Source organism: Pseudomonas sp. G34 (genome assembly GCF_031119625.1).
Lineage (GTDB): Bacteria > Pseudomonadota > Gammaproteobacteria > Pseudomonadales > Pseudomonadaceae > Aquipseudomonas.
Genome location: NZ_JAVHZV010000010.1, coordinates 281,849 through 306,947, shown reverse-complemented (window position 1 = coordinate 306,947; position 25,099 = coordinate 281,849). Strand labels below are relative to the sequence as shown.

Sequence of the window (25,099 nt, the reverse complement as noted above, 5' to 3'; positions counted from 1 at the left end):
TCGAGCTCCGCAAAAAGTGCGGCAGTTTAACAGCGTGGTCATTACGTAGCCTGGATTGAGCGCAGCTTCGTAGCCTGGGTCGAGCGCAGCGATACCCAGGATGACCTTTGGATTCGCCTACATCTGGCAGAGCGTTCCCGGGTTTCGCTGCGCTCTACCGCGGGCTACGGCTAGAGGCCAAGCCCCTGCAACGCCTGCCAGAGCGCTTCGGGCTCACTGAACTCGCGGTCCACCGCGGGTAACGACGGCCGCTGCAGCACCAACACCGGCACGCCACGTTCGCGGGCGACCTGCAGCTTGTGCTCGGTGGCGGCGCTGCCGCTGTTCTTGCTGACCAGCACGTCGCAGTTCAGCCGCGCGAACAGCGCGCGCTCGCCCTCCAGGCTGAAGGGCCCGCGCGCCCCAATCACCTCGGCCCGCTCGCTGGCCGGCTGGGTTTGCAGGCAGCGCACCGTCCAGTGCTGATGGGCAGGAATCTCCTGCAGATGCTCCAGGGGCTCGCGGCCCAGGGTGAACAGCGGCCGCTGGAAATCTCCCAGCGCGGCGATCAGCGACGGCCAGTCGAACACCTCACGCCAGTCATCACCCGGCGACGCCGTCCAGCCCGGGCGACGCAGCGCCCAGCAGGGGATGCCTGCCTGCCCGGCGGCGCGGGCGGCGTTGCGGCTGATCTGCGCCGCGTAGGGGTGAGTGGCGTCGACCAGCAGTTCGATGCCTTCCCTGTGGATAAACTCGGCCAGCCCCTCGGCACCGCCAAAGCCGCCGACCCGCAGCCGACAAACAAGGTCGTCAGGCACCTTGCCCAATCCAGCCAGGCTGTAGATATGTTCGGGGCCAAGGCGGCGGGCGAGATTCAGCGCTTCACCGATGCCACCGAGCAACAGGATGCGGCTCATCGCGGTTTGCGGACCTCGAGCAGGGTGATCGGCAGGGCGCCGCGCCAGGTGTCGAAGCCGCCCAGGGGTTTGGCCTGGGCGACTTCGATGCGCGTCAGCTCGCCGCCCTGCTCGCCGCGAAAGGCGACCAGTGCGGCCTCGCTCTGCAGGGTCACGGCGTTGGCGACCAGCCGCCCACCGGGTTTGAGCGCCTGCCAGCAACCGTGCAGCACGCCCGGCACGGTGACGCCGCCACCGATAAAGATCGCGTCAGGCGCGGCCAACCCCTCCAGCGCCTCGGGCGCCCGCCCGGCCACCAGCTGCAGGCCGGGCACGCCGAGGGCATCACGGTTGTGGGCGATATGCGCCTGGCGCCCCTCATCGGCCTCGATGGCGATGGCGCGGCAGCTGGGGTGCGCGCGCAGCCACTCGATGCCGATGGAGCCGCAGCCGGCGCCGACGTCCCAGAGCAGCTCGCCGGGCGATGGCGCCAGGCGCGACAGGGTGATGGCCCGCACGTCGCGCTTGGTCAGCTGGCCGTCGTGGCGGTAGGCGTCGTCCGGCAGGCCGGGGGTCAACGGCAGGTAGCGGGCGTCCTCACCGGCCAGGCACTCGATGGCCACCAGATTGAGATCCGCCGCACGCGCCAGCGACCAGCCGTCGGCCAGCCCATCGATACGCCGCTCATGCTCGCCGCCCAGGTGCTCGAACACGCTTAGCCGGCTGGGGCCGAAGCCCCGTTCACGCAGCAGCTCGGCGATGGCTGCGGGGCTCTGACCATCGTTGCTCAACACCAGCAGACGCACGCCAGGGTGAACCTGCGCCTGCAACGCTGCCAGCGGCCGAGCCACCAGCGACACCACCGGCGTGCTCTGCAGCGGCCAACCCAAGCGCGCCGCGGCCAGGGACACGGACGACGGTGCCGGCAGGATGCGCAGCTCCCCCGGGGCCAGCTCGCGGGCCAGGCTGACGCCGACACCGAAGAACATGGGGTCACCGCTGGCCAGCACACAGACCGGCGTACCGCGCTTCTCGAGTACCGGTGCCAGGGAAAATGGCTTCGGCCAGGGCAGGCGCGTGGCACGGATGCAATGCGGCAACAGCGCCAGCTGGCGCTCGCTGCCGACCACCTGCTCGGCCGCCAGCAGCGCATGCCGCGCCGCCTTGCCGAGGCCGGCGTAGCCGTCTTCACCAATGCCCACGACGGTCAGCCAGGGGGTCATGCGTTTTTCCTCATTAATCAGAACTACCCGTACTCATTCGCCATAAAGAACCAGCGTGCTTTCCGTAGGGTGGACAATGCTCTTCTTGTCCACCTTTGCAATGCTGGAACGGTGGACGGATGGAGCGTCGGCCACCCTACGTCTGCGTGGGAATGCCGCTCAGGACGCTTCGCGTCCGCTGCTGAACCTGTGCACCTGGTGGACAAAAACAGCGTTGTCCACCCTGCTCAGGCCCGCGATTCGTAGGGCATGGCTAGCATCCGACGAGGCGGCTTTTCATCCCGGCGGGCAAAGCGGGCATAATAGCGCCTCTGTCGGTGCCCAGCGGCTACATGTGAGCAAAAGCGGGCCTAAGAGGGAACACGAGAAAACCTGTTCAATAGCTAGCGAGCTAGCGCCCTGCAACGCGGCAGGGCTGACGCGCAGCAGATATTGGCCAGGCTTTCCGCCGTGGCTGCCCCCGCAACTGTAGCAGCGAGTGCCTTGCCAATCGCCACTGGGAAACCGGGAAGGCCGGCCAGGCGCGATGACCTGCGAGCCAGGAGACCTGCCGACCGATTCAGTCGCATGAGCCCACACCGGGCGGGGTGTCCCGGTGATAGAAGCTGACCCTTCTCTGGCCTATCCTCGAACGGATGCCCATGTGACCCGACCCCGGTGATCCGTTGAAACAGGCTTTTTGCATTCCATCCCCTGCTGTTCGCCCCTCGGCCTGTCCGGGGTTGCTGCGTATCGCGCAGGCGAAGGATGGCGGCATCTGCCGCATCAAGCTGCCCTGCGGGCGCCTCGAAGCCGGTCAGGCCGAGCGTATCGCCAGGGCGGCGCTGCAGCATGCCGGCGGGGTGATCGAAGCCACCAACCGCGGCAATTTGCAGATTCGCGGTATCCGCACAGGCAGTGAAGAGGCCTTGATCGGCGAGCTGCTGGATGCCGGCCTCGGCCCCAGCACGCCCGGCGCCGATGACGTGCGCAACCTGATGGTCAGCCCGGCCGCTGGGGTCGATCCGCAGGCGCTTGTGGATATCTCGCCGCTGGCCGCCGAGCTGCTGGCCACGCTGGAAAACACCCCACGCCTGCATGCCCTGTCGCCAAAGTTCGCCCTGCTGCTCGACGGCGGCGAACGCCTGGCGATGCTCGCACACCCCCACGATATCTGGCTCAGCGCCCTGCCCCTCGGAAGTGGAATCGGCTACGCCTTCGGCCTGGCCGGTTGCCCGCCGGTTTCGGCAAACGATGCGCCGGCGCTGGCTGTCGTGCCACAAGCCCAGGCCCATAAGCTGATCATCGCCCTGCTCGACCTGTTCCTGGAGCTGGCCACGCCCGAGCAGACACGCATGCGCCACCTGCTGGAAAACCATTCGCCTGCCGATCTGCTGCAGCGCCTGCAGGCGCGGCTGGGAGATGCGCTGCTGCCGGCAGGCGAGTGGCGCCGTGCCCCGGCGCACGCCAATGCCCATCTTGGCGTCCATGCCCAGCGCCAGCCGGGTCTGGTGCATATCGGCGCCGCCACCGTGCTGGGTCGGCTGGATGCCGAACAGTTACTCGGCCTGGCGGATCTCGCCCGCCGCTACGGCGATGGCAACCTGCGCCTGACGCCCTGGCAAGGCGTGCTGCTAGCCAATATTGCCGAGACGGCCGCCGACGCAGTTATCCACAACCTGCACGCGCTCGGCCTGCTGACCGATGCCAGCGCGCCGCTGACCCGTATCATCGCCTGCACCGGCGCCAGCGGCTGCGCCAAGGGCCAGGCCGACACCAAGGCCGATGCGCTGCATCTGGCCGAACGGCTACCCGCTGGCAGCGAGCAGCCGGGCATTCACCTCACCGGTTGCAGCCGCTCCTGCGCTGCCGCCCACTGCGCGCCCTTCACCTTGCTGGCCGTGGCCGAGGGTCGTTACCAGCTGTTCGCGCGCCAGCCGCTCGGCAACGGCTTCGGCCAGCTGCTGGGCCACCACCTGACACCTGACGACGCCGCCGAACTGCTGGCCTCGCTCACCGCTACCCGGAGTTTCACCCGATGACCGATTACATCCGCGATGGTCAGGAGATCTATCGCAACTCCTTCGCCATCATCCGTGCCGAGGCCGACCTGAGCGCCATTCCGGCTGATCTGGAGAAGCTCGCGGTGCGGGTCATCCATGCCTGCGGCATGGTCGATGTGGTGCAGGATCTGCGTTTCTCGCCGGGCGCCGGCACGGCTGGGCGTGAAGCGCTGGCCAGGGGCGCGGCGATTCTTTGCGATGCACGCATGGTCGCCGAAGGCGTGACCCGCGCGCGCCTGCAGGGCGCCAACCCGGTGATCTGCACCCTCAACGATGCCGGCGTGCCGGAGCTGGCCAAGAAGCTCGGCAACACCCGCTCGGCGGTGGCCCTGGAGCACTGGCGCGAGCACCTCGAAGGTTCGGTGGTGGTGATCGGCAATGCGCCGACGGCGCTGTTCTACCTGCTCGATATGCTCGCCGCCGGTGCCCCCAAACCAGCGTTGATTCTCGGCTTCCCGGTCGGCTTCGTCGGCGCCGCCGAATCCAAGGATCTGCTCGCCGCCACCTACGCCGAACACGGCGTGCCCTACGTGATCGTCCAGGGCCGCCGCGGTGGTAGCGCCATGGCCGCCGCGGCGATCAACGCCCTGGCCACGGAGGTCGAGTGATGACCGGTATGCACCGCCCCGGTATGCACCACCCCGGCAAAGGCCGCCTGCTCGGCCTGGGCGTAGGCCCGGGCGACCCGGAACTGATCACCCTCAAAGCCCTGCGTTTGCTGAAATCGGCGCCGGTGGTCGGCTACTTCGTGGCCAAGGCCAAGGCCAGCGTCGGCCAGGGCGGCAATGCCTTCGGCATCATCGAAGCGCACCTGGAAGACGGCCAGCAGCGCCTGCCGCTGGTCTACCCGGTCACCACCGAAAAACTCGAGCCGCCACTGACCTACGAAGGCGTGATCAGCGACTTCTACGACACCTGCGCGGTGCAGATTGCCGCGCACCTGGACGCCGGCCGCGACGTGGCGGTGATCTGCGAAGGCGACCCGTTCTTCTACGGCTCCTACATGTACCTGCACGACCGCCTGGCCGAGCGCTACGAGGCCGAGGTGATCCCCGGCGTGTGCTCGATGCTCGGCAGCGCCGCGGTGCTCGGCGTGCCGCTGGTGTACCGCAACCAGAGCCTGTCGGTGCTCTCCGGCGTGCTGCCCGAAGAGGAGCTGCGCGAGCGCCTGCAGGGCGCCGAAGCCGCCGTGGTGATGAAGCTCGGGCGCAACTTCGAGAAGGTGCGCCGGGTGCTGCAGAGCCTCGGCCTGCACGACCGCGCCCATTACGTGGAGCGCGCGACCATGGCCAACCAGCGCATCGTGCCGCTCGATGAAGTCGAGCCGATGGCCTCGCCGTATTTTTCGATGATCGTGGTGCCGGGCGAGAAGTGGCGCGGTTGAGCTGCGCCCTCTCCTGCACATTGAATCTGGAATCCCAATGACTGCTTCCCCCGCCATCGTCATCCTCGGCCCCTCTGCACTGGCCACCGCCCGGCGCATCCAGGCACTTTATCCACAGGCCGTTATCCATGGCCTGAGTGGACGAGTCGAGGCCGATCAGGCCTATGACGACTTCGGCGATACCCTGCGCAGCCTGTACCGTAGCGACACGCCGATCATTGCCCTGTGCGCTGCCGGTATCGTGATCCGCAGCCTGGCGCCGCTGCTCGCCAACAAGGGCGCCGAGCCGCCGGTGCTGGCGGTGGCCGAAGATGGCAGCGCCGTGGTGCCGCTGCTCGGTGGCCTGGGTGGGGTCAACCGCATGGCCCGGGAGATCGCCGCTGCGCTGCAGGTCAGCGCGGCCATCACCACCAGTGGTGAGCTGCGCTTCGGCACCTGCCTGCTCGACCCGCCGAGCGGCTACGTGCTGGCCGATATCGAGCAGGGCAAACGCTTCGTCTCCGACCTGCTCGGCGGCGAAAGCCTGCGCATCGAGGGTGACGCGCCATGGCTGGAGCAGAGCAAACTGCCGCTGGCCGAGAATGCCGGGCGCACCCTGCATATCACCACAGAGCAGCGCGTGGCCCAGGCAGACGAACTGCTGATTCATCCACGCACGCTGCTGGCCCTGGTCGGCAGCGCCGACGATCTCGCCGCGCGAATCGGCCGGGCCTTCGAGCAGGCTGGCCTGGCGCAACAATGCCTCGCCGCCCTGCTCGCGCCCCAGGCGCTGATGACCGACAAACAGCTGGCCCAGGCGGCGGCCGATCTCGGCGTGCCGCTACGCTTTATCGGCGCTGACGAAGCACTGCCGCCGCAGCTGCAGCACGGCGAAAACCTGCAGCTGCTGCAGGCCGCCTCGCCCGACGCTGCGCAAACCATCGGCTGCCCGCGCGGGCGCCTGAGCGTGATCGGCCTGGGCCCCGGCGCCGCCGAACATATGACCCCGGCGGTACGCCGCGCCCTGGATGAAGCCCAGGACCTGCTCGGCTACGAAACCTACGTGAAGATGGCCGAGCCGCTGCGAGATGATCAGGTGCGCCACAGCAGCGACAACCGCGAGGAGCTGCAGCGCGCCCGTCACGCCTTCGAGCTGGCTGCCAGTGGCCGCCGCGTGGTGGTGATTTCCTCCGGCGACCCCGGCGTATTCGCCATGGCCGCGGCGGTGCTGGAGGCTCTCGAAGAGAGCGCTGCACCCGCCGAGTGGCACGCCGTCGAGCTGGAAGTGCTGCCCGGCGTCTCCGCTGCCCTGGCCACCGCCGCCAAGGCCGGCGCGCCGCTGGGCCACGACTTCTGCCTGATCTCCCTATCGGACAACCTCAAGCCCTGGGCAGTGATCGAAAACCGCCTCGACCACGCCGGCGCGGCCGACCTGGCCATGGCCTTCTACAACCCGATCTCCAAGGCCCGCCCCTGGCAGCTCGGCCGCGCCCTGGACATCGTCCGCACCCATCGCACGCCCGACACCGTGGTGGTGCTTGGCCGCGATATCGGTCGCCCGGCCGAGGCGCTGCGCGTGCTCAGCCTCGGCGAGCTGACGGCGGAGATGGTCGACATGCGCACCCTGGTGATCATCGGCTCCAGCCAGACCCGGCGCTTCCCGCGGGGCGATGGCGGTAAGTGGGTGTACACGCCGCGCAGTTATCCACAACCCTGAGCGGGCGCGGCTAACGCGTCAGCCGAGTAGCGCGTTGAGGTCGTCGTAGAGCGCCTGGGGGATCTGCACGCCGTCGACCAGGCTATGGGCACGGGCGTCGTAGCGGCGCTGCGAAGGCAGCCGCGCGCCCTGCCCTTCGATGCCCTCGAACAGTGCCTCGGCCCGGGCCAGGTGCGCGTCGGCCGCGGCGCCGAGAAAGCGCTGTGGGTCGAGGGCGATGATCAGCTCGCCGTGGTACGGCGATGACTTGCTGCCGGCGTCATAGGCCAGCGACTCGGCGCTGGTCAGGTCGCCGATCAGCGGCCCGGCGATCAGCTCCACCATGGCCGCCAGCGCCGAGCCCTTGTGGCCGCCGAAGGTCAGCATGGCACCGTTCATCACCGCCTCGGCGCTGGTGCTCGGCTGGCCACTGGCATCGATACCCCAGCCTTCGGGAATCGGTTTGCCGGCGCGGCGGTGCAGCTCGATATCGCCCCGGGCGATGGCGCTGGTGGCGAAGTCGAAAATGAACGGATGCTGGCCGGCACGCGGCCAGCCAAAGGCGATCGGGTTGGTGCCGAAGATCGGCTTGCTGCCACCGGCCGGTGCGACCCAGGCATGGCTGGGGTTGCAGGCCAGGGCGACGAGGCCGAGTTCGGTGAGCTGCTCGATCTCCACCCATAATGCGGAAAAGTGCACACAGCGGTTGATCGCCAGGGCCGCGATGCCGTTGGCCTTGGTCTTTTCGGCCAGCACCGGCAAGCCCGCCTGGAAGGCCAGCTGCGAGAAGCCGCCACGGGCATCCACGCGCACGATGGCTGGCGCCTGGTCGATCACCTCGGGCTCGGCATCAGCCACCACCTTGCCGGCCTTCAGCGAGCTGACGCAGCCCAGTACCCGATACAGGCCGTGGGACGCGCAGCCATCGCGCTCGCCGGCCACCACGGTGGCGGTTACCGCTTGGGCCTGGGCTTCGCTGAAACCGGCATGGCGCAGGATGGACAGGGACAAGCTGCGGGCTTCGTCCAGGGTCAGTCGAATCATCGTGGGCTCCTGTGGCGGCGATAAGGTCAGTGGCGTATGCCGACCTTATACCTTGGCGTCACGGCCGCCGGCTGGCTTGATCGCTTTGCCCCACGGTGATGACGAATTCGGCATAACCGTACGGCGCGATCAGCCTGCCGCCAGTTGCCGGCGCAGTTCGGCCAGCACCGGTGCGCTGTCCGGGCGTACGCCGCGCCACAGGTGGAAGGCTTCCACGGCCTGTTCGACCAGCATGCCGAGACCGTCCAGGGTGCGCGCGGCGCCCTGCTCTGCCGCCCAGCGGTTGAACGCCGTGGGGCCGGCGCCGTACATCATGTCGTAGCAGCAGGTGTGGCCGGGCTGGATCAGGCTGGCGGAGATCGGCGGCAACTCGCCGGCCAGACTGGCCGAGGTGCCGTTGATGATCAGATCCACCGGGGCGTCGATCCAGTCGAAACCGCTGGCCACCACCGGGCCGAGGTCGGCGAACTGGCGGGCCAGCTGCTCGGCCTTGTCCACCGTGCGGTTGGCGATCACCAGGCTCTGCGGCTGCTCGGCCAGAAAGGGTTCGAGAATGCCGCGTACCGCGCCACCGGCGCCGAGCAGCAGGATGCGTTTGCCACGCAGCTCGATGCCGGCGTTCACCGTGAGGTCGCGCACCAGGCCGGCGCCGTCGGTGTTGTCACCGAGCAGGCTGCCGTCGTCGAGTTTCTTCAGGGTGTTCACCGCACCGGCACGGCGGGCGCGCTCGGTGAGGCTGTCGACCAGGGCGAAGGCCTGCTCCTTGAACGGCACGGTGACGTTGGCGCCGCGGCCCTCGGCGAAAAAGGCGCGGGCGTACCCTTCGAAATCGTCCAGCGGCGCCAGCAGCGTGTCGTAGCTCAGCTGCTGCGCGGTCTGCTCGGCGAACAGCCGGTGGATCAGCGGCGATTTGCTGTGGCCGATGGGGTTACCGAAGACACCGTAGCGATCCATGAACATTTCCGCGCGTAAAAGCCAAAGGCGGCAAGCCTGAAGCTTTTGCCGCCGCGCTTCAAGCCTCCTGCAGGCCGAGCCAATCGCGGTCGGTGAGGTAGTACTCGGTCAGGCGCGCTTCCTCGCTGCCCGGCTGCGGCTTCCAGTCGTAGCCCCAGCGCACCTGAGGCGGCAGCGACATGAGGATCGACTCGGTGCGCCCGCCCGACTGCAGGCCGAACAGGGTGCCACGGTCGAATACCAGGTTGAATTCCACGTAGCGGCCGCGGCGGTACTCCTGGAATTCGCGCTGCGCCGGCGTGTAGGGCATGGCCTTGCGACGTTGCACGATGGGCAGGTAGGCGTCGATATAGGCGTCGCCGATGGCGCGGATAAAGGCGAAACAGGTGTCGAAGCCCCACTCGTTCAGATCGTCGAAGAACAGCCCGCCGATGCCGCGCGGTTCACCGCGGTGCTTGAGGTGGAAATAGCGGTCGCACCAGGCCTTGTAGCGCGGGTAGACGTCGGCACCAAACGGCGCACAGGCCTGTTCGGCGACGCGGTGCCAGTGCACGCAGTCCTCTTCGTTGCCGTAGTAAGGCGTGAGGTCGAAACCGCCACCGAACCACCAGACCGGCTCCTCGCCTTCCTTCTCGGCGCTGAAGAAGCGCACGTTGGCGTGGGAGGTCGGCACATGCGGGTTGTGCGGGTGGATCACCAGCGACACGCCAAGGGCCTGGAAGCCGCGCCCGGCCAGCTCCGGGCGATGAGCACTGGCCGATGGCGGCAGGTTTTCGCCGAACACGTGGGAGAAGTTGACGCCGCCCTTCTCGATCACCGCGCCATCACCGATCACCCGCGTGCGCCCACCGCCACCACCGGGACGCTGCCAGGCGTCTTCGGCGAAGCTGGCCTGGCCATCTTCGCGTTGCAGCGCGGCGCAGATACGGTCTTGCAGGTCGAGCAGGTAGGCCTTCACGGCCTCGGCTTGGTTACTCACAGGGGGCACCTTGTGTGGCGAGCGACAGCTGAAATCGGCGGCTAGCATAGCACCGGCCATTCGCGCTTCGCTGTTGACGCCGGTCAACGGCAGATGCGACGTTCCGCTGCTGAGCAAAATCGTTTCAACCCCGCGAGGCACTCGGGGTCTATTGCATTCACTCTTCAAGCAGGAGCAAGACGATGGCCAAACGCATCCAGTTCAGCCGCCACGGTGGCCCCGAGGTTCTCGAATACGTCGACTACCAGCCTGCCGCGCCCGGCCCCCACGAGGTGCGTGTGCACAACCAGGCCATCGGTCTCAATTTCATCGACACCTATTTCCGCAGCGGCCTGTATTCCCCGCCCTCGCTGCCATCGAGCCTGGGTACCGAAGGTGCCGGCTTCGTCGATGCCATCGGCTCGGAGGTCAAGGGCCTGCAGGTTGGCGACCGCGTCGCCTACGCCACCGGCCCCCTGGGCGGCTACAGCGAGCTGCACGTGCTGCCAGCCGACAAGCTGGTCAAGCTGCCCGATGCGATCAGCTTCGAGCAGGCCGCCGCGGTGATGCTCAAGGGCCTGACCGTGCAATACCTTCTGCGCCAGACCGCCGACCTGAAGAGCGGCGACATCATCCTGTTCCATGCGGCCGCAGGCGGCGTCGGCTCGTTCGCCTGCCAGTGGGCCAAGGCCCTGGGCGTCAAGCTGATCGGCACCGTGAGTTCGCCGAAAAAGGCCGAGTACGCCAAGCAGCAGGGCGCCTGGGCGACCATCGACTACAGCCACGAAAACGTCGCCCAGCGCGTGCTGGAGCTGACCGACGGCAAGAAGTGCCCGGTGGTCTACGACGGCGTCGGCAAGGACACCTGGGAAACCTCGCTCGACTGCGTGGCGCCGCGTGGCCTGCTGGTCAGCTTCGGCAATGCTTCCGGTGCGGTAACCGGCGTTAACCTCGGCATCCTCTCGCAAAAGGGCTCGCTGTACGTTACCCGCCCGACCCTGGCCAGCTATGCCGACACCTCGGAGCGCCTGCAGAAGATGGCCGACGAGCTGTTCGGCATGATCGCCAAGGGCAAGCTCAGCGTGGAAATCGCCCAACGTTATCCACTGAGCGAAGCGGCCACCGCACAGACGCTGCTGAGCGACCGCAAGACCACGGGCTCGACGATTCTGGTGCCGTAGGCTGGGGCGCTATCCGCTGCCTTTCATGTTACCTAGCGCGAAAGGCGGCGGGATTTTTAGGGCCGATACGTTGCAATGGTGGACCGGTGAAGCGGGATCCACCCTACGTCTAAAGCCGTGCGCGTATGTGGGAACGGGCGGGGACGCCTAGTCCATGCCCGCGAAAGTCATGGGCATAGGCTAGACTTCCCGCCTGGCCCCATATCCGCCACTGCGCTTTGTTTCGCGGTGGTGGATCGGTAGAGCGTGATCCACCCTACGGCTGCCTTCGTTTTGTAGAGGTTTGCCTCTATGGCCGGAAAGTGGCGCTAGCGGCCGTTCGATTTGGTGGGCTGAAGCCCACCCTACAGCCGCGCATCTCACCGTAGGGTGGGCTTCAGCCCACCAATTGGCGCCCCACAACGAACGGCGGCTATCGCCTTCAAGCCTCAGGCCGGCCGGCGCACGTCGCCGGTGACGAGATCCCTAATCACGCTCGGATTGCGCCGCCCACCCAGGGCACCACCCAGCACTGCATCCAGCTGCCGCGGAAAGTACTGTTCCACCCGCAACCGCGAACGCGCCGCCGGCCGACCGGCGGGGTTGGCCGAGGTCGACACCAGCGGCCCGGTCAACGCACAGAGCTCGCGCACCCGCGGGTGGTCGCTGACCCGCAGGGCCACGGTGTCGTGCTGGCCGGTGATCCACTGCGGCAAGCGATCCTGGTGCGGCACCAGCCAGGTGTTGGGCCCGGGCCAGGTGCTGGCCAGGCGGTCTTGCCAGACTTCGGGCAGGTCTTCGAGGAGAAAGTCGAACTGGCGAATGGTGTCGGCCACCAGGATCAGCCCCTTGTGTACCGGCCGTTCCTTCAAGGCCAGCAACCGGTCCACGGCCATCTCGTCCCACGGGTCGCACCCCAGCCCCCAGACCGCCTCGGTCGGGTAGGCGATCACGCCACCGGCGCGCACCACGCGCGCTGCCTGCTGAACCTGCCAACTGGTGACCATGCATACCTCCGCCGAAAAACACTCGGGCGCAGTGTATTACGGCTTGCGGCCCACCCAAAGCCCGGCTTCGCAGGCGACCAGGCCGTCGAGCTCCAGCTCGGTCAACGCCGCCAGCACCTCGGGCAACGGCCTGCCGGCGGCGTGAGCGAGCGCCTCGCTGCTGTGCGGAGCGGCGTACAGCAGCGCCAGCAATGGGTGAGTCGCGCCCGGCGATGCCGTACTTGCATGCTCGGCAAAAGGCACCTGCTGCCAGCCACGCAGGGCTTCGAGAATATGCTCGATGCTTTCCACCAGCGTGGCGCCATCACGGATCAACTGGTGGCAGCCCTTGGCACCGGGATGATGAATGGAGCCGGGGATCGCATATACCTCGCGGCCCTGCTCGGCGGCCAGCCGCGCGGTGATCAGCGAGCCGCTCGACGGGCTGGCCTCGACCACCAGCACGCCGAGCGACAGGCCGGAAATGATGCGGTTGCGGCGGGGGAAGTTGGCGGCCTGAGGCGGGCTGTCCAGCGGCAGCTCGGAAACCAGCGCCCCGCCGCGCTCGACGATGTCCCGGGCCAGGCGCTTGTGGCGCGCCGGGTACAGGCATTGCAGACCGGTGCCGAGCACCGCCACGGTGTGCCCGTCGGCATCCAGGGCGCCCTGATGCGCCGCGCCGTCGATGCCCAGGGCCAGCCCGCTGGTGACCACGAAACCACCCCGCGCCAGGCTGCGGGCGAAGCTGTGCGCGGTATCCAACCCAGGCCTGGAGGCGCGCCGACTGCCGACCATGGCCAACTGCGGGCGCTCCAGCAGCGTCGGGTCGCCCGCCACGAACAGCAGCGGCGGCGCGTCGGCAAGCTCCGCCAGCAAGGCCGGATAACTCGGCTCGTCCCACATCATCAGGTGCTGGCCGGGCACCTGCAGCCATTCGAGGGCCAGCCGCGCCCGCTCACGAATCTCGGGGCTGCGTCGTGCCTCGCTGCAGGCCAGCGGCAAACCGAGCGAACGCCAGGCGCTGGCGGGTGCACTCAGGGCAGCAGAAGCGCTGTCGAAGGCACTGAGCAATTTACGGAAACGCCTGGGTCCCAGCTCCGGCAGACAATGCAGGCGCAGGCGGGCTTCGAGTTCGGCGGGAGAAAGCGCGGGCGACATGGCGGATCATCCTTGATCGTGGGCCCTATCGAATAGCACAAGCCCCGCATCGGCGGGGCTTGCAGGTGTTACGGATTGCGTACCTTGTCCATCACCGCCAACTGCCGGGAGGCGTTGAGGATCATGCCGTAGCTGAGCTTCTCGTAGGTGCGGAACACCATCAGCAGGCCGGCGCGTTCGTCGGGGATCTTCACCGACTCGCCGGTAACCCGGTCGCGTACGGTTTCGCCGGTCTTGTAGACCGCCAGCACATTGCCGATCTCCAGGCCGTCGCGGATACCCTTGTTCAGGGTGACCACGTCGAACTGACCGATCTGGCTGACGCCACGCGGCACATCGAGGATCAGGCCCTTGATCTCGGTCTTCGGCTCGCTGGGCATGAAGGTCGAGTTGATCGCGCGCTCTTCGGTGGGGAACAGGCGATCGCCGTTGCGCACTTCCTGGGTGGTACGGGTCAGGTTGAGGGTACCGATCCCCTCTTCCTCGGCGACGATCTCGCCACCACCGATGTCATCGGCGTTAATGCCGAGAAATTCCTTGGTCACCGGGTCGGTGTAGGTCTTGCCCTGGCGGAAGATACCGTACACCGGCGCGGCCGGGTCGAAGCTGCCGCGCGCGTACACCCGGTCGCCAGCGCCGCTGACCACCCGCTCGGCATTGCCGGCGACGATGTAAGGCGCGCCCTGGAACTGCTCCGGGGAATCGACGATGCGGTTCTTGAGCAGGAAGCTGTTGATGGCCTCCAGCGGAATGGTCGGAATGGCTTCGGCCATCGGCGTGCTGCGCACCTTCGGCGACAGCTTGATGGTGCCGCGCGAATCACCTCGGCCCAGCATCAGGCGGGGCTGGCCGTCGATATAGACCAGGCTGAGCACATCACCGGGGTAGATCAGGTGCGGGTTCTGCACCTGGGGGTTGGCATGCCAGATTTCCGGCCACTTCCAGGGCTGACGCAGGAACTTGCCAGAGATATCCCAGAGGGTATCGCCCTTCACGACCGTGTAGCGCTCCGGGTGGCCTTCCTTGAGCTGCACCTCGGCCAGGGCCATCCCGGTCTGCGCCAGGCTGCTCGCGCCGACCAGTAGCAGGGCGAGTAGTGATTTCCTCATGCGGTGAATCCCTTTATGATGTGCCTTCGCGTGAAGCGCCCTAGCGCTGCGACAGAGCCCAGTAAATCCGCGGCTTGACGCCGTTTTTGAATGCTTGCGTCATCTTAGCAGCGGATTTTGAATTTATTCCACAAGTGCATCACAAACGTATTATGGCGATTTTAAACATTCTCGAATTTCCCGATCCGCGCCTGCGGACCATCGCCAAGCCGGTGGACGTGGTCGATGACGCCCTGCGTCAGCTGATCGACGACATGTTCGAAACCATGTACGACGCCCCCGGGATCGGCCTCGCCGCCACCCAGGTGAATGTGCACAAGCGCGTGGTGGTGATGGACCTGTCCGAAGACAAGAGCGAGCCGCTGGTGTTCATCAACCCGCAATTCGAATCGCTCACCGAAGAAATGGATCAGTACCAGGAAGGCTGCCTTTCGGTGCCCGGCTTCTACGAGAACGTCGACCGCCCGCAGAAGGTCAAGATCAACGCCCTGGATCGCGACGGCAAGCCGTTCGAGATGATCGCCGAAGGCCTGCTCGCGGTGTGCATCCAGCATGAATGCGATCACCTCAACGGCAAGCTGTTCGTCGACTACCTGTCCACGCTCAAGCGCGACCGCATCAAGAAGAAGCTCGAAAAGCAGCACCGCCAGCAGGCCTGATCGGGCCCACAGCAAAGGCTTGCCGCGGCAAGCCTTTTGTTTTTCCAGCCCCCCAGTCAAAGCGAGACTCCATGACCGAAGCTCTGCGTATCGTATTCGCCGGCACCCCCGAATTCGCCGCCGCCCACCTCAAGGCCCTGCTCGACACGCCGCACCAGATCGTCGCGGTGTACACCCAGCCGGATCGCCCGGCGGGCCGTGGCCAGAAACTGATGCCCAGCCCGGTCAAGCAGCTCGCCGTGGACAACGCCATTGCCGTACTGCAGCCGCCGAGCCTCAAGGATGCCGCTGCGCAAGCCGAACTGGCGGCGCTCAAACCGGATCTGCTGGTGGTGGTCGCCTATGGGCTGATCCTGCCCCAGGCGGTGTTGGACATCCCGCGCTTCGGCTGCATCAACAGCCACGCCTCGCTGCTGCCACGCTGGCGCGGTGCGGCGCCGATCCAGCGCGCCGTGCAGGCCGGTGACGCCGAGAGCGGCGTCACCGTGATGCAGATGGAAGCCGGCCTGGATACCGGGCCGATGCTGCTCAAGGTACGCACGCCAATCACGGCCGACGATACCGGCGGCAGCCTGCACGACCGCCTGGCCGAGCTCGGCCCACCGGCGGTGATCGAAGCCATCGCCGGCCTGGCCAGCGGCACGCTGATGGGCGAAGTGCAGGACGACGCCCTGGCCAACTACGCCCACAAGCTCAACAAGGAAGAGGCGCGTATCGACTGGAGCCGCCCGGCCATCGAGCTGGAGCGGCTGATCCGTGCCTTCAACCCCTGGCCGATCTGCCACAGCACCCTGAACGACGCGCCGCTCAAGGTGCTGGCCGGCCGGATCGGTGAAGGCCAGGGCCAGCCCGGGGAAATTCTCGCCGCCAGCAAGGACGGCCTGACCGTCGCCTGTGGCAGCGGCGCCCTGCTGCTCACCCGCCTGCAACTGCCTGGCGGCAAGGCGCTGAACTTCAGTGACCTGTACAACAGCCGCCGCGAGCAGTTCGCCGTCGGCACGGTGCTGGCATGAACCCCAGGCTGGCAGCCGCCCGCGCCCTGGCCGCGGTGCTCGAAGGCAAGGCGTCGCTGGGCACCAGCCTGCCGCCGCTGCTCGACAAGGTCGAAGCCCGCGACCGTGGCCTCGCCCAGGATCTGGCCTTCGGCGCCGCCCGCTGGCAACCGCGCCTGGCGCTGATCGCCGAGAAGCTGCTGCGCAAGCCTTTCAAGGATGGCGACCGCGATCTCGAAGCCCTGCTGCTGGTCGGCCTCTACCAACTGTTCTATACCCGCATTCCCGCCCACGCGGCGATCGGCGAGACGGTGGGCTGCGTCGACAAGCTGAAGAAGACCTCGGCCAAGGGCCTGCTCAACGCCGTGCTGCGCAACGCCCAGCGCGACAGCGAAAGCATTCTGGCCGAACTGGACCGCGACCCGGTGCTGCACACCGCCCATCCGCGTTGGCTGCAGAAGCAGCTCAAGGCCTTCTGGCCCGAGCACTGGCAGGCCATCTGCGCCGCCAACAATGCCCACCCGCCGCTGATCCTGCGGGTCAACCGCCGCCACGGCAGCCGCGATGCGTATCTGGCGCGGCTGCGCCAGGTCGGCTTTGACGCCGAGCCCTGCACCTTCAGCCGTGACGGCATCCGCCTGCTGCAAGCCTGCGACGTCACCTTGCTGCCCGGCTTCGCCGAGGGCCACGTCAGCGTGCAGGACGAGGCTGCGCAACTGGCCGCCGAGCTGCTGCAGCTGGCCCCCGGCCAGCGCGTGCTCGACGCCTGCGCGGCACCCGGCGGCAAGACCTGCCACCTGCTCGAAACCGAGCCGGGCTTGGTCGAAGTGCTCGCCGTGGATCTGGAAGCCAAGCGCCTGGCACGGGTGCGTGAGAACCTCGACCGCCTGGGCCTCGACGCCAAACTGATCGCCGCCGATGGCCGCGATACCGCTGCCTGGTGGGACGGCAAGCCGTTCCAGCGCATCCTCCTCGACGCGCCCTGCTCGGCCACCGGGGTGATCCGCCGCCACCCGGACATCAAGCTGACCCGCAAGGCCGATGACATTCCCGCCCTGGCCACATTGCAGGGCGAGCTGCTCGACGCCCTGTGGCTGACCCTGGAGGTTGGCGGCATCCTGCTCTACGCCACCTGCTCGACCCTGCCGACGGAAAACACCGAGGTGATCGAAGCGTTTCTGGCCCGCACCTCGGGGGCCCGCGAACTGGAGATCAGCGGCCCGTTCGGCCTCAAGCAACCCCACGGCCGCCAGTTGCTCGCCCAGCAGGACGGCCATGACGGCTTCTACTATGCCAAGCTGATCAAGATCGCAGCCGCTGGAGCAACCCGATGAAGATCATCATCCTTGGTGCCGGCCAGGTCGGCGGCACCCTGGCCGAGCACCTGGCCGGCGAAGCCAACGACATTACCGTGGTCGACACCGATGGCGACCGCCTGCGTGCCCTGAGTGATCGCCTGGACATCCGCACCGTGCAGGGCAAGGGTTCGTTCCCGACCGTGCTGCGCCAGGCCGGCGCCGACGATGCCGACATGCTGGTGGCGGTGACCAACAGTGACGAAGTCAACATGATCGCCTGCCAGGTGGCCTACACCCTCTACCACACGCCAACCAAGATCGCCCGGGTGCGCGAGCCGGCCTACCTGACCCGCACCGGGCTGTTCGACAACGAAGCCATCCCCATCGACGTGCTGATCAGCCCCGAGCAGGTGGTCACCAACTACATCAAGCGCCTGATCGAATACCCCGGCGCCCTGCAGGTCATCGACTTCGCCGAGGGCAAGGCGCAACTGGTGGCGGTGCGCGCCTATTACGGTGGCCCGCTGGTCGGCCAGCAGCTGCGCCAGCTGCGTGAGCACATGCCCAACGTCGACACCCGGGTGGCGGCGATCTTTCGCCGTGACCGGGCGATCATGCCCCAGGGCGATACCGTCATCGAGGCCGACGACGAGGTGTTCTTCATCGCCGCCAAGGCCGACATCCGCGCGGTGATGAGCGAGATGCGCCGCCTCGAGGAAGGCTACAAGCGGGTGGTCATCGCTGGCGGTGGCAACATCGGCGAGCGCCTGGCCGAAGCCATCGAAAGCCGTTACCAGGTGAAGATCATCGAGATGAACCCGGCACGCTGCCGCTACCTCTCGGAAAACCTGGAAAGCACCATCGTGCTGCACGGCAGCTCGTCCGACCGCGACCTGCTGGTGGAAGAGAACATCAAGGACGCCGACATCTTCCTGGCCCTGACCAACGACGACGAGGCCAACATCATGTCGTCGCTGCTGGCCAAGCGCCTGGGCGCGCGCAAGGTGATGACACTTATCAACAACCCTGCCTACGTCGACCTGATCCAGGGCGGCGAGATCGATATCGCCATCAGCCCGCAGCTGGCCACCATCGGCAGCCTGCTGGCCCACGTGCGGCGTGGCGATATCGAGAGCGTGCACTCGCTGCGCCGGGGCGTCGCCGAGGCCCTGGAAGTCATCGCCCACGGTGATGCACGCTCGAGCAAGGTGGTCGGCAAGGCGATCAAGGACATCTCCCTGCCGTCGGGCACCACCATCGGCGCGATCATCCGCGATGAACAGGTGCTGATCGCCCATGACGTCACGGTGATCGAATCGGGCGACCATGTGATCCTGTTCCTGATGGACAAGAAACACATCCGCGACGTGGAACGACTGTTCCAGGTCGGCCTGACCTTCTTCTAGGGAGCCCCCATGAGTACCGACGCACTGGAAAAGATGCTCGCCAAGGGTGTGGATAACTCGCTGCTGCGCTTCGGCCTGGGCAAGGCTTACCTGGACGCCGGCGATGCCGCCAGGGCCGCCGAACACTTGCAGCGCTGCGTCGAGCACGACCCGCACTACTCGGCGGCGTGGAAGCTGCTCGGCAAGGCCCAGCAAACTGCCGGCAACCCGGACGCCGCCCGCAGCGCCTGGCAACAGGGTATCCAGGCGGCGCAGGCGAAAGGTGACAAACAGGCGGAAAAGGAAATGAGCGTGTTCTTGCGCAAGCTGGATAAAGCCGCTCAATAGGCCGCTACAAAAATCCCCTCGGCTACTTGAGCGCCTGCACCTCGCGGGTCAGCAGGTCGATGAAGGCCTGGGCCAGGGGCGAGCGTTCCTGGCGACGCTTGACCAGCCACACCGCAGTGGTGGCATCGGCGTCCACCAGGGTGCGGAACACCACGCCATCGATGCGGATGCGCCGGAACGATGCCGGCAGTACCGAAACCCCAAGCCCCGCCGCCACCAGGCCGATGATGGTCAGCGCCTCGTTAGCCTCCTGGGTGACCCGCGGCGTGAATCCGGCCTGCCGGGCCAGGTTGAAGAACTGGCCATACAGGCCCGAGCCGTAATTGCGCGGAAAATAAACGAAGGGCTGATCGGCCAGTTCGGCCATGGCCAGCCCTCGATCCTGTTCGCCGGCCAATGGGTGGCCGGCATGCAGCAAGGCCACCAGCGGCTCGCTGAGCAGCTCCACCGCATCCAGCTCGGCGGGCAGTTCCAGCGGGCGGATCATGCCGATTTGCAGCTTCTTTTCGAGCAGCGCCTGGCAGACCTGGCGGCTGGTCATTTCCTGCAGGTCGAGGTGCACGGCCGGAAACGCCTGGCGAAAGGCGAACACCGCGCGCGGGATGATCGACACGAAGGGTGCCGAGGCGGTGAAGCCGATCTGCAGCTCGCCGATCTCGCCCTGTTCGGCGCGGCGCACCACGTCCACCGACTTGCTGACCTGGGCCAGGGTCTGCCGGGTTTCCTCGAGAAACAAGCGCCCGGCGTCGGTGAGCGCCACATGGCGATTGCTGCGCTCGAACAGGCGCACCCCGAGTTCCTGTTCCAGCGCCTGGATCTGCTGGCTCAGCGGCGGCTGGGAGATGCCCAGCAGGTCGGCGGCGCGGCCAAAGTGCAGCTCTTCGGCAACCGCCACGAAATAGCGCAGGTGGCGCAGTTCCATGCTCACTCCAATAGGTCGAAAAACATATCGATCATGTCGAATATTATATTGGAAAGAACTTGCCCGCCTATTTATCCTGACCCCATTCCCAATAACAACAACCACCCGTGCTGGCCGGCTCCAGCGCATGCGGCGGCGTTTTGCCTGGGAAAAGTACAGCCAAGAGGACGTAATGAGTCAGCCCGTTCCACACGCACCCAACGAGTGTGTCAGCCCCCAAACCGAGGAACCTGCCCCCCGCAGCGCTCCACTGCAGCCCGTTTACATCCAGAAAGGTACCCGCGCCTTTCTGCGCACCATTCTCGCCATGTGCAGCGGCGGCTTCGCCACCTTCGCGCTGCTCTACTGCGTACAGCCGATGATGCCGATGCTGGCGCAGCAGTTCGCGCTCAGCGCGGCGCAGAGCAGCCTGATCCTCTCCGTGTCCACCATTACCCTGGCCGTTGGCCTGTTGATAACCGGGCCGCTGTCCGATGCGCTCGGCCGCAAGCCGGTCATGGTGGTGTCGCTGTTCGCCGCCGCCGTGTTCACCCTTGGCAGTGCGCTGATGCCGACCTGGGAAGGCGTGCTGGTGATGCGTGCACTGGTAGGCCTGGCACTCAGCGGCCTGGCCGCCGTGGCCATGAGCTACCTGAGCGAGGAAATCGACCCGCTGCACCTGGGCCTGGCCATGGGCGTGTATATCGGTGGTAACGCCATCGGTGGCATGAGCGGGCGCCTGCTCAGCGGCGTGCTGGTGGACTTCATGTCCTGGCACGCGGTGCTCGGCACCCTCGGTGGCCTCGGCCTGCTGGCCGGCGCCGCGTTCTGGCGCCTGCTGCCCGAATCGCGCAACTTCCGCGCCCGTTCGCTGCGCCCGCGCAGCCTGCTGCAGGGCTACACCCTGCAATTGCGTGATGCCGGCCTGCCGTGGCTGTTCCTGCAGGGCTTCCTGCTGATGGGCGCCTTCGTGACGCTGTTCAACTACATCGGCTACCGGCTGATCGAAGCGCCCTTCAAGCTCGACCAGACCAGCATCGGCCTGCTGTCGATCGTCTACCTGTCGGGCATTTACAGCTCCGCCCAGGTCGGCGCGTTGGCCGACAAGCTGGGTCGCCGCAAGGTGCTCTGGGCGGTGATCGGCCTGATGCTCGCTGGCCTGGTATTGACCCTCTTCGACGTGCTGCCGGTGATCCTGGTCGGCATGCTGCTGTTCACCTTCGGCTTCTTCGGTGCCCATTCGGTGTCAAGCAGCTGGATCGGCCGCCGCGCCACCCAGGCCAAGGGCCAGGCATCGTCGCTGTACCTGTTCTGCTACTACCTGGGCTCCAGCGTTGCCGGCACCCTCGGTGGGGTGTTCTGGCAGGCCGGCGGCTGGGATGGCCTGGGCCTGTTCATCGGCTCGCTGCTGTTGATCTCCCTGGCCGTGGCCCTGCACCTGTCGCGCCTGCAGGCCTTGCCGGTAGCTTCCGCGTCGCGCTAAACCCGCCAATCGCCAATGAAAAACGCCGGATACCCGCGAGGGAATCCGGCGTTTTCGTTCAACGCCGCGTCAGTTCGGCACGGGGCGCTGCGGCAAGCGCCGCACGATGGCCCCGAGCAGCATGCCGTACAGCGGTACGAAGAGGATCAGGCTGATCGTCAGCTTGATCACGTAGTCCACGGTGGCGATTTCCACCCAGTTAGCCGCCATGAAGGGATCGTCGCTGTGCCAGAAGGCCACCGAAAAGAAGGCGAAGGTATCCAGCAGGTTGCCAAAGATGGTCGAGGCGGTCGGGGCGATCCACCACTGCTTGAGCTGACGCAGGCGATCGAACACCTGGATGTCGAGCAACTGGCCGAGCACGTAGGCCAGGAAGCTGGCCAGGGCGATGCGGAACACGAACAGGTTGAACTCGCCGAGCGCCGCCAGGCCGCCAAAGGCGCCTTCGTGGAACAGTACCGAGACGATATAGGAAGCGACCAGTGCCGGCAGCATGACGCGGGCAATGACCACGCGCGCCGCCTGTTTGCCGATCAGCCGCACGGTGAGGTCGGTGGCCAGGAAGATGAACGGGAAGCTGAACGCGCCCCAGGTGGTGTGCCAGCCGAACAGGGTGATCGGCAGTTGCACCAGGTAGTTGCTGGCAATGATGATGAGGATGTGGAACGCGATCAGCGCAGCCAATACGCTGCGGCTGACCGAGGCGGGAAGCAGGGTCATGGGACGTCCTTTTTCGTGAAATGGGGTTAGGGAACCCATTGCCGCGACCGACATGGTCACGAGCGGCGCGCAGTGTACTGCCTGGGCTGTGCTTGCGACAGCCCGCCCGGCGGATGACCAGCCTCTTTGCTTGGCGACGCTTAGAAGGCAGAAGCGGCCGTTCACGTAACGCGTAGGAGTGGCTTTAGCCGCGAGCTTCTACAACTGATTGTTCCGCACGCTATGCGCTTGAGTGTCTCGTTGGAGACTTTGCGTCCGCTGCGGTTTTCCAGAGCTATCGCGTTGCTCGTAAGTTCGGTTCCGCTCTGACGAGCGGGTTTCTTTTGGCATCGCCCCAAAAGAAACCAAAAGGTCTAGCCCCGACATACGGCCCCGGCTTCGCCGGGGTTCCCTCGCTCCATCATTGTTCCGAGGGCCCGCCGCGAAGGGCCATCCCTGGCCCATCGAGGCTCTCGCGACATCCATGTCGCTCAACCCTCTCCACAACGATTCCGCTCGGCCTCCTGAAGGGGCAGATTGGTGTCGCCTGCTAATTTTGTGGCATGAGGAGCACCAAAAAGCGAAAGCGGCCGAATGGCCGCTTTCGCCACACAACAGTCGCGTCGCCGCTCCCGTCAGCCGTTGCTGGCCAACTGCGCGCCTTCGGGCATTACCCGACGGGCCAGCTGAAAGTGCTTTTTCCAGTAGCCGTCGCTGAGTTTGTCGATGCGCACGTTGGTGCCACGGCGCGGTGCGTGAATGAAGCGGTCGTTACCCAGGTAGATGGCCACATGATCGACGCCGCGCCCGCGAATGCGGAAGAACAGCAGGTCACCTGGCTCGAGATCGCTCTTGGACACCTTGGGGCCGTCAAAACGGGCGAGGCCACGGGAGGTGCGCGGCAGCTCGAGGTCATCCACCTGCTTGAAGGCGTATTTGACCAGGCCGCTGCAGTCGAAGCCGCGCTCGGGGCTGGTGCCGCCCCAGCGATAGGGCGTGCCGAGTGCGCTCAATGCGCGGTTGACGACAGCCTGGGAGGAGTTCGGATCGGGCTTGGCGGGGGCGACGACACGGCTGCTGCCGTCCTGCAGGTGAACCCGGAAGCTGGCGGATGCGTTGCCAGCTGCAGCACATAACAGGGTGCTGCCTAAAATCAGAGAGACGATAAATTTATTCAATTCGTTGACCCAGAAAAAAAGACTCAAGCCAAGCCGCCGCGAATCCCTTCCTGAATCAGCCACTTGCAACCTAAACAATGAAATATGAGAGTGCTCCGCACGTCCTGTGGACGGACAGCCCATGACAGCGATGGGTTCAATTCTGCTCATCTCAAGCGACGAACGGTATGCCCTCAGGGTGACCTGCCACGGTCGCAAAAATCACCCCTGCATCTGCTAGGGTTACAGCTTCCTCACGCACAAGGACACCGCCGATGAAGCCCTTCAAGACCGTGATCACTGCCAGTCTGCTGGCCCTGAGCGCCAGCCTGTACGCCCAGGCCGAAGACCCCAAATGCGCCAGCGTCAGCCTCGCCGACCCGGGCTGGAGCGACATCGCGGTCACCAATGGCATCGCCAGCCTGCTGCTCGATGGCCTGGGCTACAAACCGCAGACCCGCACCCTGGCCGTGCCGATCATCTTCGCCGGCCTGCAGAAAGGCCAGGTGGACGTGTTTCTCGGCAACTGGATGCCGGCCGGCCAGCACGACTATGACCGCTACGTGGCCAGCGGGCAGATCGACAAGGTGGTGGAAAACCTCGGCGGCACCGAATACACCCTGGCCGTGCCGACCTACGCCTACGAAGAGGGCGTGCAGGACTTCAAGGACCTGAACAAATTTGCCGCCCGCTTCGGCAAGAAGATTTACGGCATCGGCTCAGGCTCGCCGGCCAACGACTACATCCGCCAGATGATCGCCAATAACGAATTCGACCTGGGTGACTGGCAACTGGTGGAGTCGAGCGAGCAGGCCATGCTGGTGCAGGTAGGCCGCGCCGAGAAACGCGGCCAGTTCATAGTGTTCCTCGGCTGGACACCGCACCCGATGAACGTGCAGTTCGACATGCAGTACCTCAAGGGTGGCGAGAAATTCTTTGGCAGCACCGGCTCGGTGAATACCCTGGCGCGCAAGGGCTTTGTTGCCGAATGCCCGAACGTCGGCAAGCTGCTGACCAACCTGAAGTTCACCCAGGAGATGGAGAACACCATCATGGATGACGTGCTCAACCGCAAGGTGGCCAACGCCACGGCGATCAGGAACTGGATCAAGGCCAACCCCGAGGTGCTCGATGGCTGGCTGGAGGGCGTGAAAACCCGCGACGGTGGCGATGCGCTGGCGGCGGTGAAGGCCAAGCTGTAGGCACGACGAACGAGGCCGGCGGAGCAGGGCGCCGGCCGGTCGAGTTCAGTCTCGAATGAAGCGCAGCCCCACGCCCTCAGGGGTGACGCGCATGACTTCCATTTCCAGGATCGGCGCCTCGATGGGCAGGTCCTGCACCTGGCCGGTCACCCGCGTGCCAGGCTCGAGCCCAGCCAGCGCCTCGTGCTTGACGTACACGCCGCCATCGGAGAGATCGCGGGTCTGGGCGACCAGCTCACCGAAGCTCGGATGGCAGATCTTGATGCGGCACTTCATCGGTGTGCGCGGGTGCTGGCGCTGGTTGGCGGACATGTCCTGACAGCCTCGAGAAAGATGTGCCCTGTTAATAACTCAAATCGCCGAACCAGCGCCAGCGCAGCGGCGCCGTGTTGCGAGGCGCCGCCGGT

The 25,099-nt window shown here is 66.3% G+C and carries 24 protein-coding genes and 1 riboswitch; of the genes, 12 read left to right on the top strand and 12 right to left on the bottom strand.

Features of this window, described 5'->3' with window-relative positions; translation table 11 throughout:
• Nucleotides 1-170 precede the first annotated feature (170 nt).
• Nucleotides 171-896 carry a cobalt-precorrin-6A reductase gene (locus QYS36_RS09250; protein ID WP_308839190.1) on the bottom strand — a complete coding sequence of 242 codons (726 nt, stop codon included), beginning with the start codon at nucleotides 894-896 and terminating at the stop codon, nucleotides 171-173.
• Nucleotides 893-2,098 (bottom strand): precorrin-6y C5,15-methyltransferase (decarboxylating) subunit CbiE, encoded by a 1,206-nt coding sequence (gene cbiE / locus QYS36_RS09245; protein ID WP_308839189.1) that lies wholly within the window; start codon nucleotides 2,096-2,098, stop codon nucleotides 893-895. Before cbiE ends, QYS36_RS09250 begins: the two co-directional genes overlap by 4 nt.
• 298 nt (nucleotides 2,099-2,396) lie before the next feature.
• Nucleotides 2,397-2,668: riboswitch (cobalamin riboswitch) on the top strand.
• 95 nt (nucleotides 2,669-2,763) lie between these two features.
• Between cbiE and cobG the strand changes: the two genes are divergently transcribed.
• From cobG to cobJ, 4 genes are read left to right on the top strand one after another with little or no spacing between them, the layout of a single operon-like run.
• Nucleotides 2,764-4,119 (top strand): precorrin-3B synthase, encoded by a 1,356-nt coding sequence (cobG, locus tag QYS36_RS09240; RefSeq protein WP_308839188.1) that lies wholly within the window; start codon nucleotides 2,764-2,766, stop codon nucleotides 4,117-4,119.
• Nucleotides 4,116-4,748, top strand: a complete 633-nt coding sequence (locus QYS36_RS09235) for a precorrin-8X methylmutase (protein WP_308839187.1) — start codon at nucleotides 4,116-4,118, stop codon at nucleotides 4,746-4,748. Before cobG ends, QYS36_RS09235 begins: the two co-directional genes overlap by 4 nt.
• Nucleotides 4,749-4,771: 23 nt before the next feature.
• Nucleotides 4,772-5,524: a precorrin-2 C(20)-methyltransferase gene (locus QYS36_RS09230; RefSeq protein WP_308839266.1), complete on the top strand. Its 753-nt coding sequence runs from the start codon at nucleotides 4,772-4,774 to the stop codon at nucleotides 5,522-5,524.
• Nucleotides 5,525-5,561: 37 nt separating this feature from the next.
• Nucleotides 5,562-7,220: a precorrin-3B C(17)-methyltransferase gene (gene cobJ / locus QYS36_RS09225; protein WP_308839186.1), complete on the top strand. Its 1,659-nt coding sequence runs from the start codon at nucleotides 5,562-5,564 to the stop codon at nucleotides 7,218-7,220.
• Nucleotides 7,221-7,238: 18 nt separating this feature from the next.
• On the opposite strand, the gene QYS36_RS09220 is transcribed toward cobJ, so the two are convergent.
• The 3 genes from QYS36_RS09220 to hemF all read right to left on the bottom strand — a co-directional run bounded on the left by QYS36_RS09220 (nucleotide 7,239) and on the right by hemF (nucleotide 10,224).
• The gene (locus QYS36_RS09220; protein ID WP_308839185.1) at nucleotides 7,239-8,243 is read right to left on the bottom strand and encodes an Ldh family oxidoreductase; all 1,005 of its coding nucleotides are present in this window, start codon (nucleotides 8,241-8,243) and stop codon (nucleotides 7,239-7,241) included.
• A 129-nt stretch (nucleotides 8,244-8,372) separates the two neighbouring features.
• Nucleotides 8,373-9,197, bottom strand: a complete 825-nt coding sequence (gene aroE / locus QYS36_RS09215) for a shikimate dehydrogenase (RefSeq protein WP_308839183.1) — start codon at nucleotides 9,195-9,197, stop codon at nucleotides 8,373-8,375.
• 58 nt (nucleotides 9,198-9,255) lie between these two features.
• A complete protein-coding gene (gene hemF, locus QYS36_RS09210) occupies nucleotides 9,256-10,224 on the bottom strand; it encodes an oxygen-dependent coproporphyrinogen oxidase (RefSeq protein WP_374990432.1) in 969 nt (322 codons plus the stop codon).
• Nucleotides 10,225-10,358: 134 nt separating this feature from the next.
• Between hemF and QYS36_RS09205 the strand changes: the two genes are divergently transcribed.
• Entirely contained in the window at nucleotides 10,359-11,336 is a 978-nt protein-coding gene (locus tag QYS36_RS09205; protein WP_308839181.1) for an NADPH:quinone reductase, read from the top strand.
• 428 nt (nucleotides 11,337-11,764) lie between these two features.
• Here QYS36_RS09205 and QYS36_RS09200 read toward each other — a convergent pair whose 3' ends face one another.
• The 3 genes from QYS36_RS09200 to QYS36_RS09190 form a co-directional block, all read right to left on the bottom strand.
• Nucleotides 11,765-12,322, bottom strand: a complete 558-nt coding sequence (locus tag QYS36_RS09200) for an L-threonylcarbamoyladenylate synthase (RefSeq protein WP_070884831.1) — start codon at nucleotides 12,320-12,322, stop codon at nucleotides 11,765-11,767.
• A gap of 36 nt (nucleotides 12,323-12,358) precedes the next feature.
• A complete protein-coding gene (dprA, locus tag QYS36_RS09195) occupies nucleotides 12,359-13,459 on the bottom strand; it encodes a DNA-processing protein DprA (RefSeq protein WP_308839180.1) in 1,101 nt (366 codons plus the stop codon).
• A 68-nt stretch (nucleotides 13,460-13,527) separates the two neighbouring features.
• Nucleotides 13,528-14,568 carry a LysM peptidoglycan-binding domain-containing protein gene (locus QYS36_RS09190; protein ID WP_308839179.1) on the bottom strand — a complete coding sequence of 347 codons (1,041 nt, stop codon included), beginning with the start codon at nucleotides 14,566-14,568 and terminating at the stop codon, nucleotides 13,528-13,530.
• Nucleotides 14,569-14,720: 152 nt separating this feature from the next.
• On the opposite strand from QYS36_RS09190, the gene def reads away from it, so the two are divergent.
• From def to QYS36_RS09165, 5 genes are all read left to right on the top strand, one after another.
• The gene (def, locus tag QYS36_RS09185; protein WP_073263704.1) at nucleotides 14,721-15,227 is read left to right on the top strand and encodes a peptide deformylase; all 507 of its coding nucleotides are present in this window, start codon (nucleotides 14,721-14,723) and stop codon (nucleotides 15,225-15,227) included.
• A 71-nt stretch (nucleotides 15,228-15,298) separates the two neighbouring features.
• The gene (fmt, locus tag QYS36_RS09180; protein WP_308839178.1) at nucleotides 15,299-16,240 is read left to right on the top strand and encodes a methionyl-tRNA formyltransferase; all 942 of its coding nucleotides are present in this window, start codon (nucleotides 15,299-15,301) and stop codon (nucleotides 16,238-16,240) included.
• On the top strand, nucleotides 16,237-17,553 hold the full coding sequence (gene rsmB, locus QYS36_RS09175; RefSeq protein ID WP_308839177.1) for a 16S rRNA (cytosine(967)-C(5))-methyltransferase RsmB: 1,317 nt from the start codon (nucleotides 16,237-16,239) through the stop codon (nucleotides 17,551-17,553). Before fmt ends, rsmB begins: the two co-directional genes overlap by 4 nt.
• Nucleotides 17,550-18,923, top strand: a complete 1,374-nt coding sequence (trkA, locus tag QYS36_RS09170) for a Trk system potassium transporter TrkA (RefSeq protein ID WP_308839176.1) — start codon at nucleotides 17,550-17,552, stop codon at nucleotides 18,921-18,923. The genes rsmB and trkA overlap by 4 nt, the downstream gene beginning before the upstream one ends.
• 9 nt (nucleotides 18,924-18,932) lie before the next feature.
• Entirely contained in the window at nucleotides 18,933-19,250 is a 318-nt protein-coding gene (locus tag QYS36_RS09165) for a tetratricopeptide repeat protein (protein WP_308839175.1), read from the top strand.
• A gap of 22 nt (nucleotides 19,251-19,272) precedes the next feature.
• Here QYS36_RS09165 and QYS36_RS09160 read toward each other — a convergent pair whose 3' ends face one another.
• Complete coding sequence (locus QYS36_RS09160) at nucleotides 19,273-20,172, bottom strand: LysR family transcriptional regulator (protein ID WP_308839174.1); 900 nt, start codon at nucleotides 20,170-20,172, stop codon at nucleotides 19,273-19,275.
• 172 nt (nucleotides 20,173-20,344) lie between these two features.
• On the opposite strand from QYS36_RS09160, the gene QYS36_RS09155 reads away from it, so the two are divergent.
• On the top strand, nucleotides 20,345-21,634 hold the full coding sequence (locus QYS36_RS09155; protein ID WP_308839172.1) for an MFS transporter: 1,290 nt from the start codon (nucleotides 20,345-20,347) through the stop codon (nucleotides 21,632-21,634).
• Nucleotides 21,635-21,703: 69 nt separating this feature from the next.
• Here QYS36_RS09155 and QYS36_RS09150 read toward each other — a convergent pair whose 3' ends face one another.
• Nucleotides 21,704-22,354 carry a 7-cyano-7-deazaguanine/7-aminomethyl-7-deazaguanine transporter gene (locus tag QYS36_RS09150; RefSeq protein ID WP_308839171.1) on the bottom strand — a complete coding sequence of 217 codons (651 nt, stop codon included), beginning with the start codon at nucleotides 22,352-22,354 and terminating at the stop codon, nucleotides 21,704-21,706.
• A gap of 614 nt (nucleotides 22,355-22,968) precedes the next feature.
• Complete coding sequence (locus QYS36_RS09145; RefSeq protein WP_308839170.1) at nucleotides 22,969-23,511, bottom strand: C40 family peptidase; 543 nt, start codon at nucleotides 23,509-23,511, stop codon at nucleotides 22,969-22,971.
• Nucleotides 23,512-23,765: 254 nt separating this feature from the next.
• Between QYS36_RS09145 and choX the strand changes: the two genes are divergently transcribed.
• Entirely contained in the window at nucleotides 23,766-24,692 is a 927-nt protein-coding gene (gene choX, locus QYS36_RS09140) for a choline ABC transporter substrate-binding protein (protein WP_308839169.1), read from the top strand.
• A gap of 45 nt (nucleotides 24,693-24,737) precedes the next feature.
• On the opposite strand, the gene QYS36_RS09135 is transcribed toward choX, so the two are convergent.
• Entirely contained in the window at nucleotides 24,738-25,004 is a 267-nt protein-coding gene (locus QYS36_RS09135) for a PilZ domain-containing protein (protein ID WP_308839168.1), read from the bottom strand.
• Nucleotides 25,005-25,099 lie beyond the last annotated feature (95 nt).

Coding starts and splice junctions, on each gene's coding strand:
- hemF (WP_374990432.1), bottom strand. CDS start 10,224: ATGCTAGCCGCCGATTTCAGCTGTCGCTCGCCACACAAGGTGCCCCCT.
- QYS36_RS09235 (WP_308839187.1), top strand. CDS start 4,116: ATGACCGATTACATCCGCGATGGTCAGGAGATCTATCGCAACTCCTTC.
- QYS36_RS09165 (WP_308839175.1), top strand. CDS start 18,933: ATGAGTACCGACGCACTGGAAAAGATGCTCGCCAAGGGTGTGGATAAC.
- fmt (WP_308839178.1), top strand. CDS start 15,299: ATGACCGAAGCTCTGCGTATCGTATTCGCCGGCACCCCCGAATTCGCC.
- cbiE (WP_308839189.1), bottom strand. CDS start 2,098: ATGACCCCCTGGCTGACCGTCGTGGGCATTGGTGAAGACGGCTACGCC.
- QYS36_RS09220 (WP_308839185.1), bottom strand. CDS start 8,243: ATGATTCGACTGACCCTGGACGAAGCCCGCAGCTTGTCCCTGTCCATC.
- QYS36_RS09200 (WP_070884831.1), bottom strand. CDS start 12,322: ATGGTCACCAGTTGGCAGGTTCAGCAGGCAGCGCGCGTGGTGCGCGCC.
- rsmB (WP_308839177.1), top strand. CDS start 16,237: ATGAACCCCAGGCTGGCAGCCGCCCGCGCCCTGGCCGCGGTGCTCGAA.
- QYS36_RS09230 (WP_308839266.1), top strand. CDS start 4,772: ATGCACCACCCCGGCAAAGGCCGCCTGCTCGGCCTGGGCGTAGGCCCG.
- QYS36_RS09190 (WP_308839179.1), bottom strand. CDS start 14,568: ATGAGGAAATCACTACTCGCCCTGCTACTGGTCGGCGCGAGCAGCCTG.
- QYS36_RS09135 (WP_308839168.1), bottom strand. CDS start 25,004: ATGTCCGCCAACCAGCGCCAGCACCCGCGCACACCGATGAAGTGCCGC.
- trkA (WP_308839176.1), top strand. CDS start 17,550: ATGAAGATCATCATCCTTGGTGCCGGCCAGGTCGGCGGCACCCTGGCC.
- cobJ (WP_308839186.1), top strand. CDS start 5,562: ATGACTGCTTCCCCCGCCATCGTCATCCTCGGCCCCTCTGCACTGGCC.
- QYS36_RS09160 (WP_308839174.1), bottom strand. CDS start 20,172: ATGGAACTGCGCCACCTGCGCTATTTCGTGGCGGTTGCCGAAGAGCTG.
- QYS36_RS09155 (WP_308839172.1), top strand. CDS start 20,345: ATGAGTCAGCCCGTTCCACACGCACCCAACGAGTGTGTCAGCCCCCAA.
- def (WP_073263704.1), top strand. CDS start 14,721: ATGGCGATTTTAAACATTCTCGAATTTCCCGATCCGCGCCTGCGGACC.
- QYS36_RS09250 (WP_308839190.1), bottom strand. CDS start 896: ATGAGCCGCATCCTGTTGCTCGGTGGCATCGGTGAAGCGCTGAATCTC.
- QYS36_RS09150 (WP_308839171.1), bottom strand. CDS start 22,354: ATGACCCTGCTTCCCGCCTCGGTCAGCCGCAGCGTATTGGCTGCGCTG.
- QYS36_RS09205 (WP_308839181.1), top strand. CDS start 10,359: ATGGCCAAACGCATCCAGTTCAGCCGCCACGGTGGCCCCGAGGTTCTC.
- choX (WP_308839169.1), top strand. CDS start 23,766: ATGAAGCCCTTCAAGACCGTGATCACTGCCAGTCTGCTGGCCCTGAGC.
- dprA (WP_308839180.1), bottom strand. CDS start 13,459: ATGTCGCCCGCGCTTTCTCCCGCCGAACTCGAAGCCCGCCTGCGCCTG.
- aroE (WP_308839183.1), bottom strand. CDS start 9,197: ATGGATCGCTACGGTGTCTTCGGTAACCCCATCGGCCACAGCAAATCG.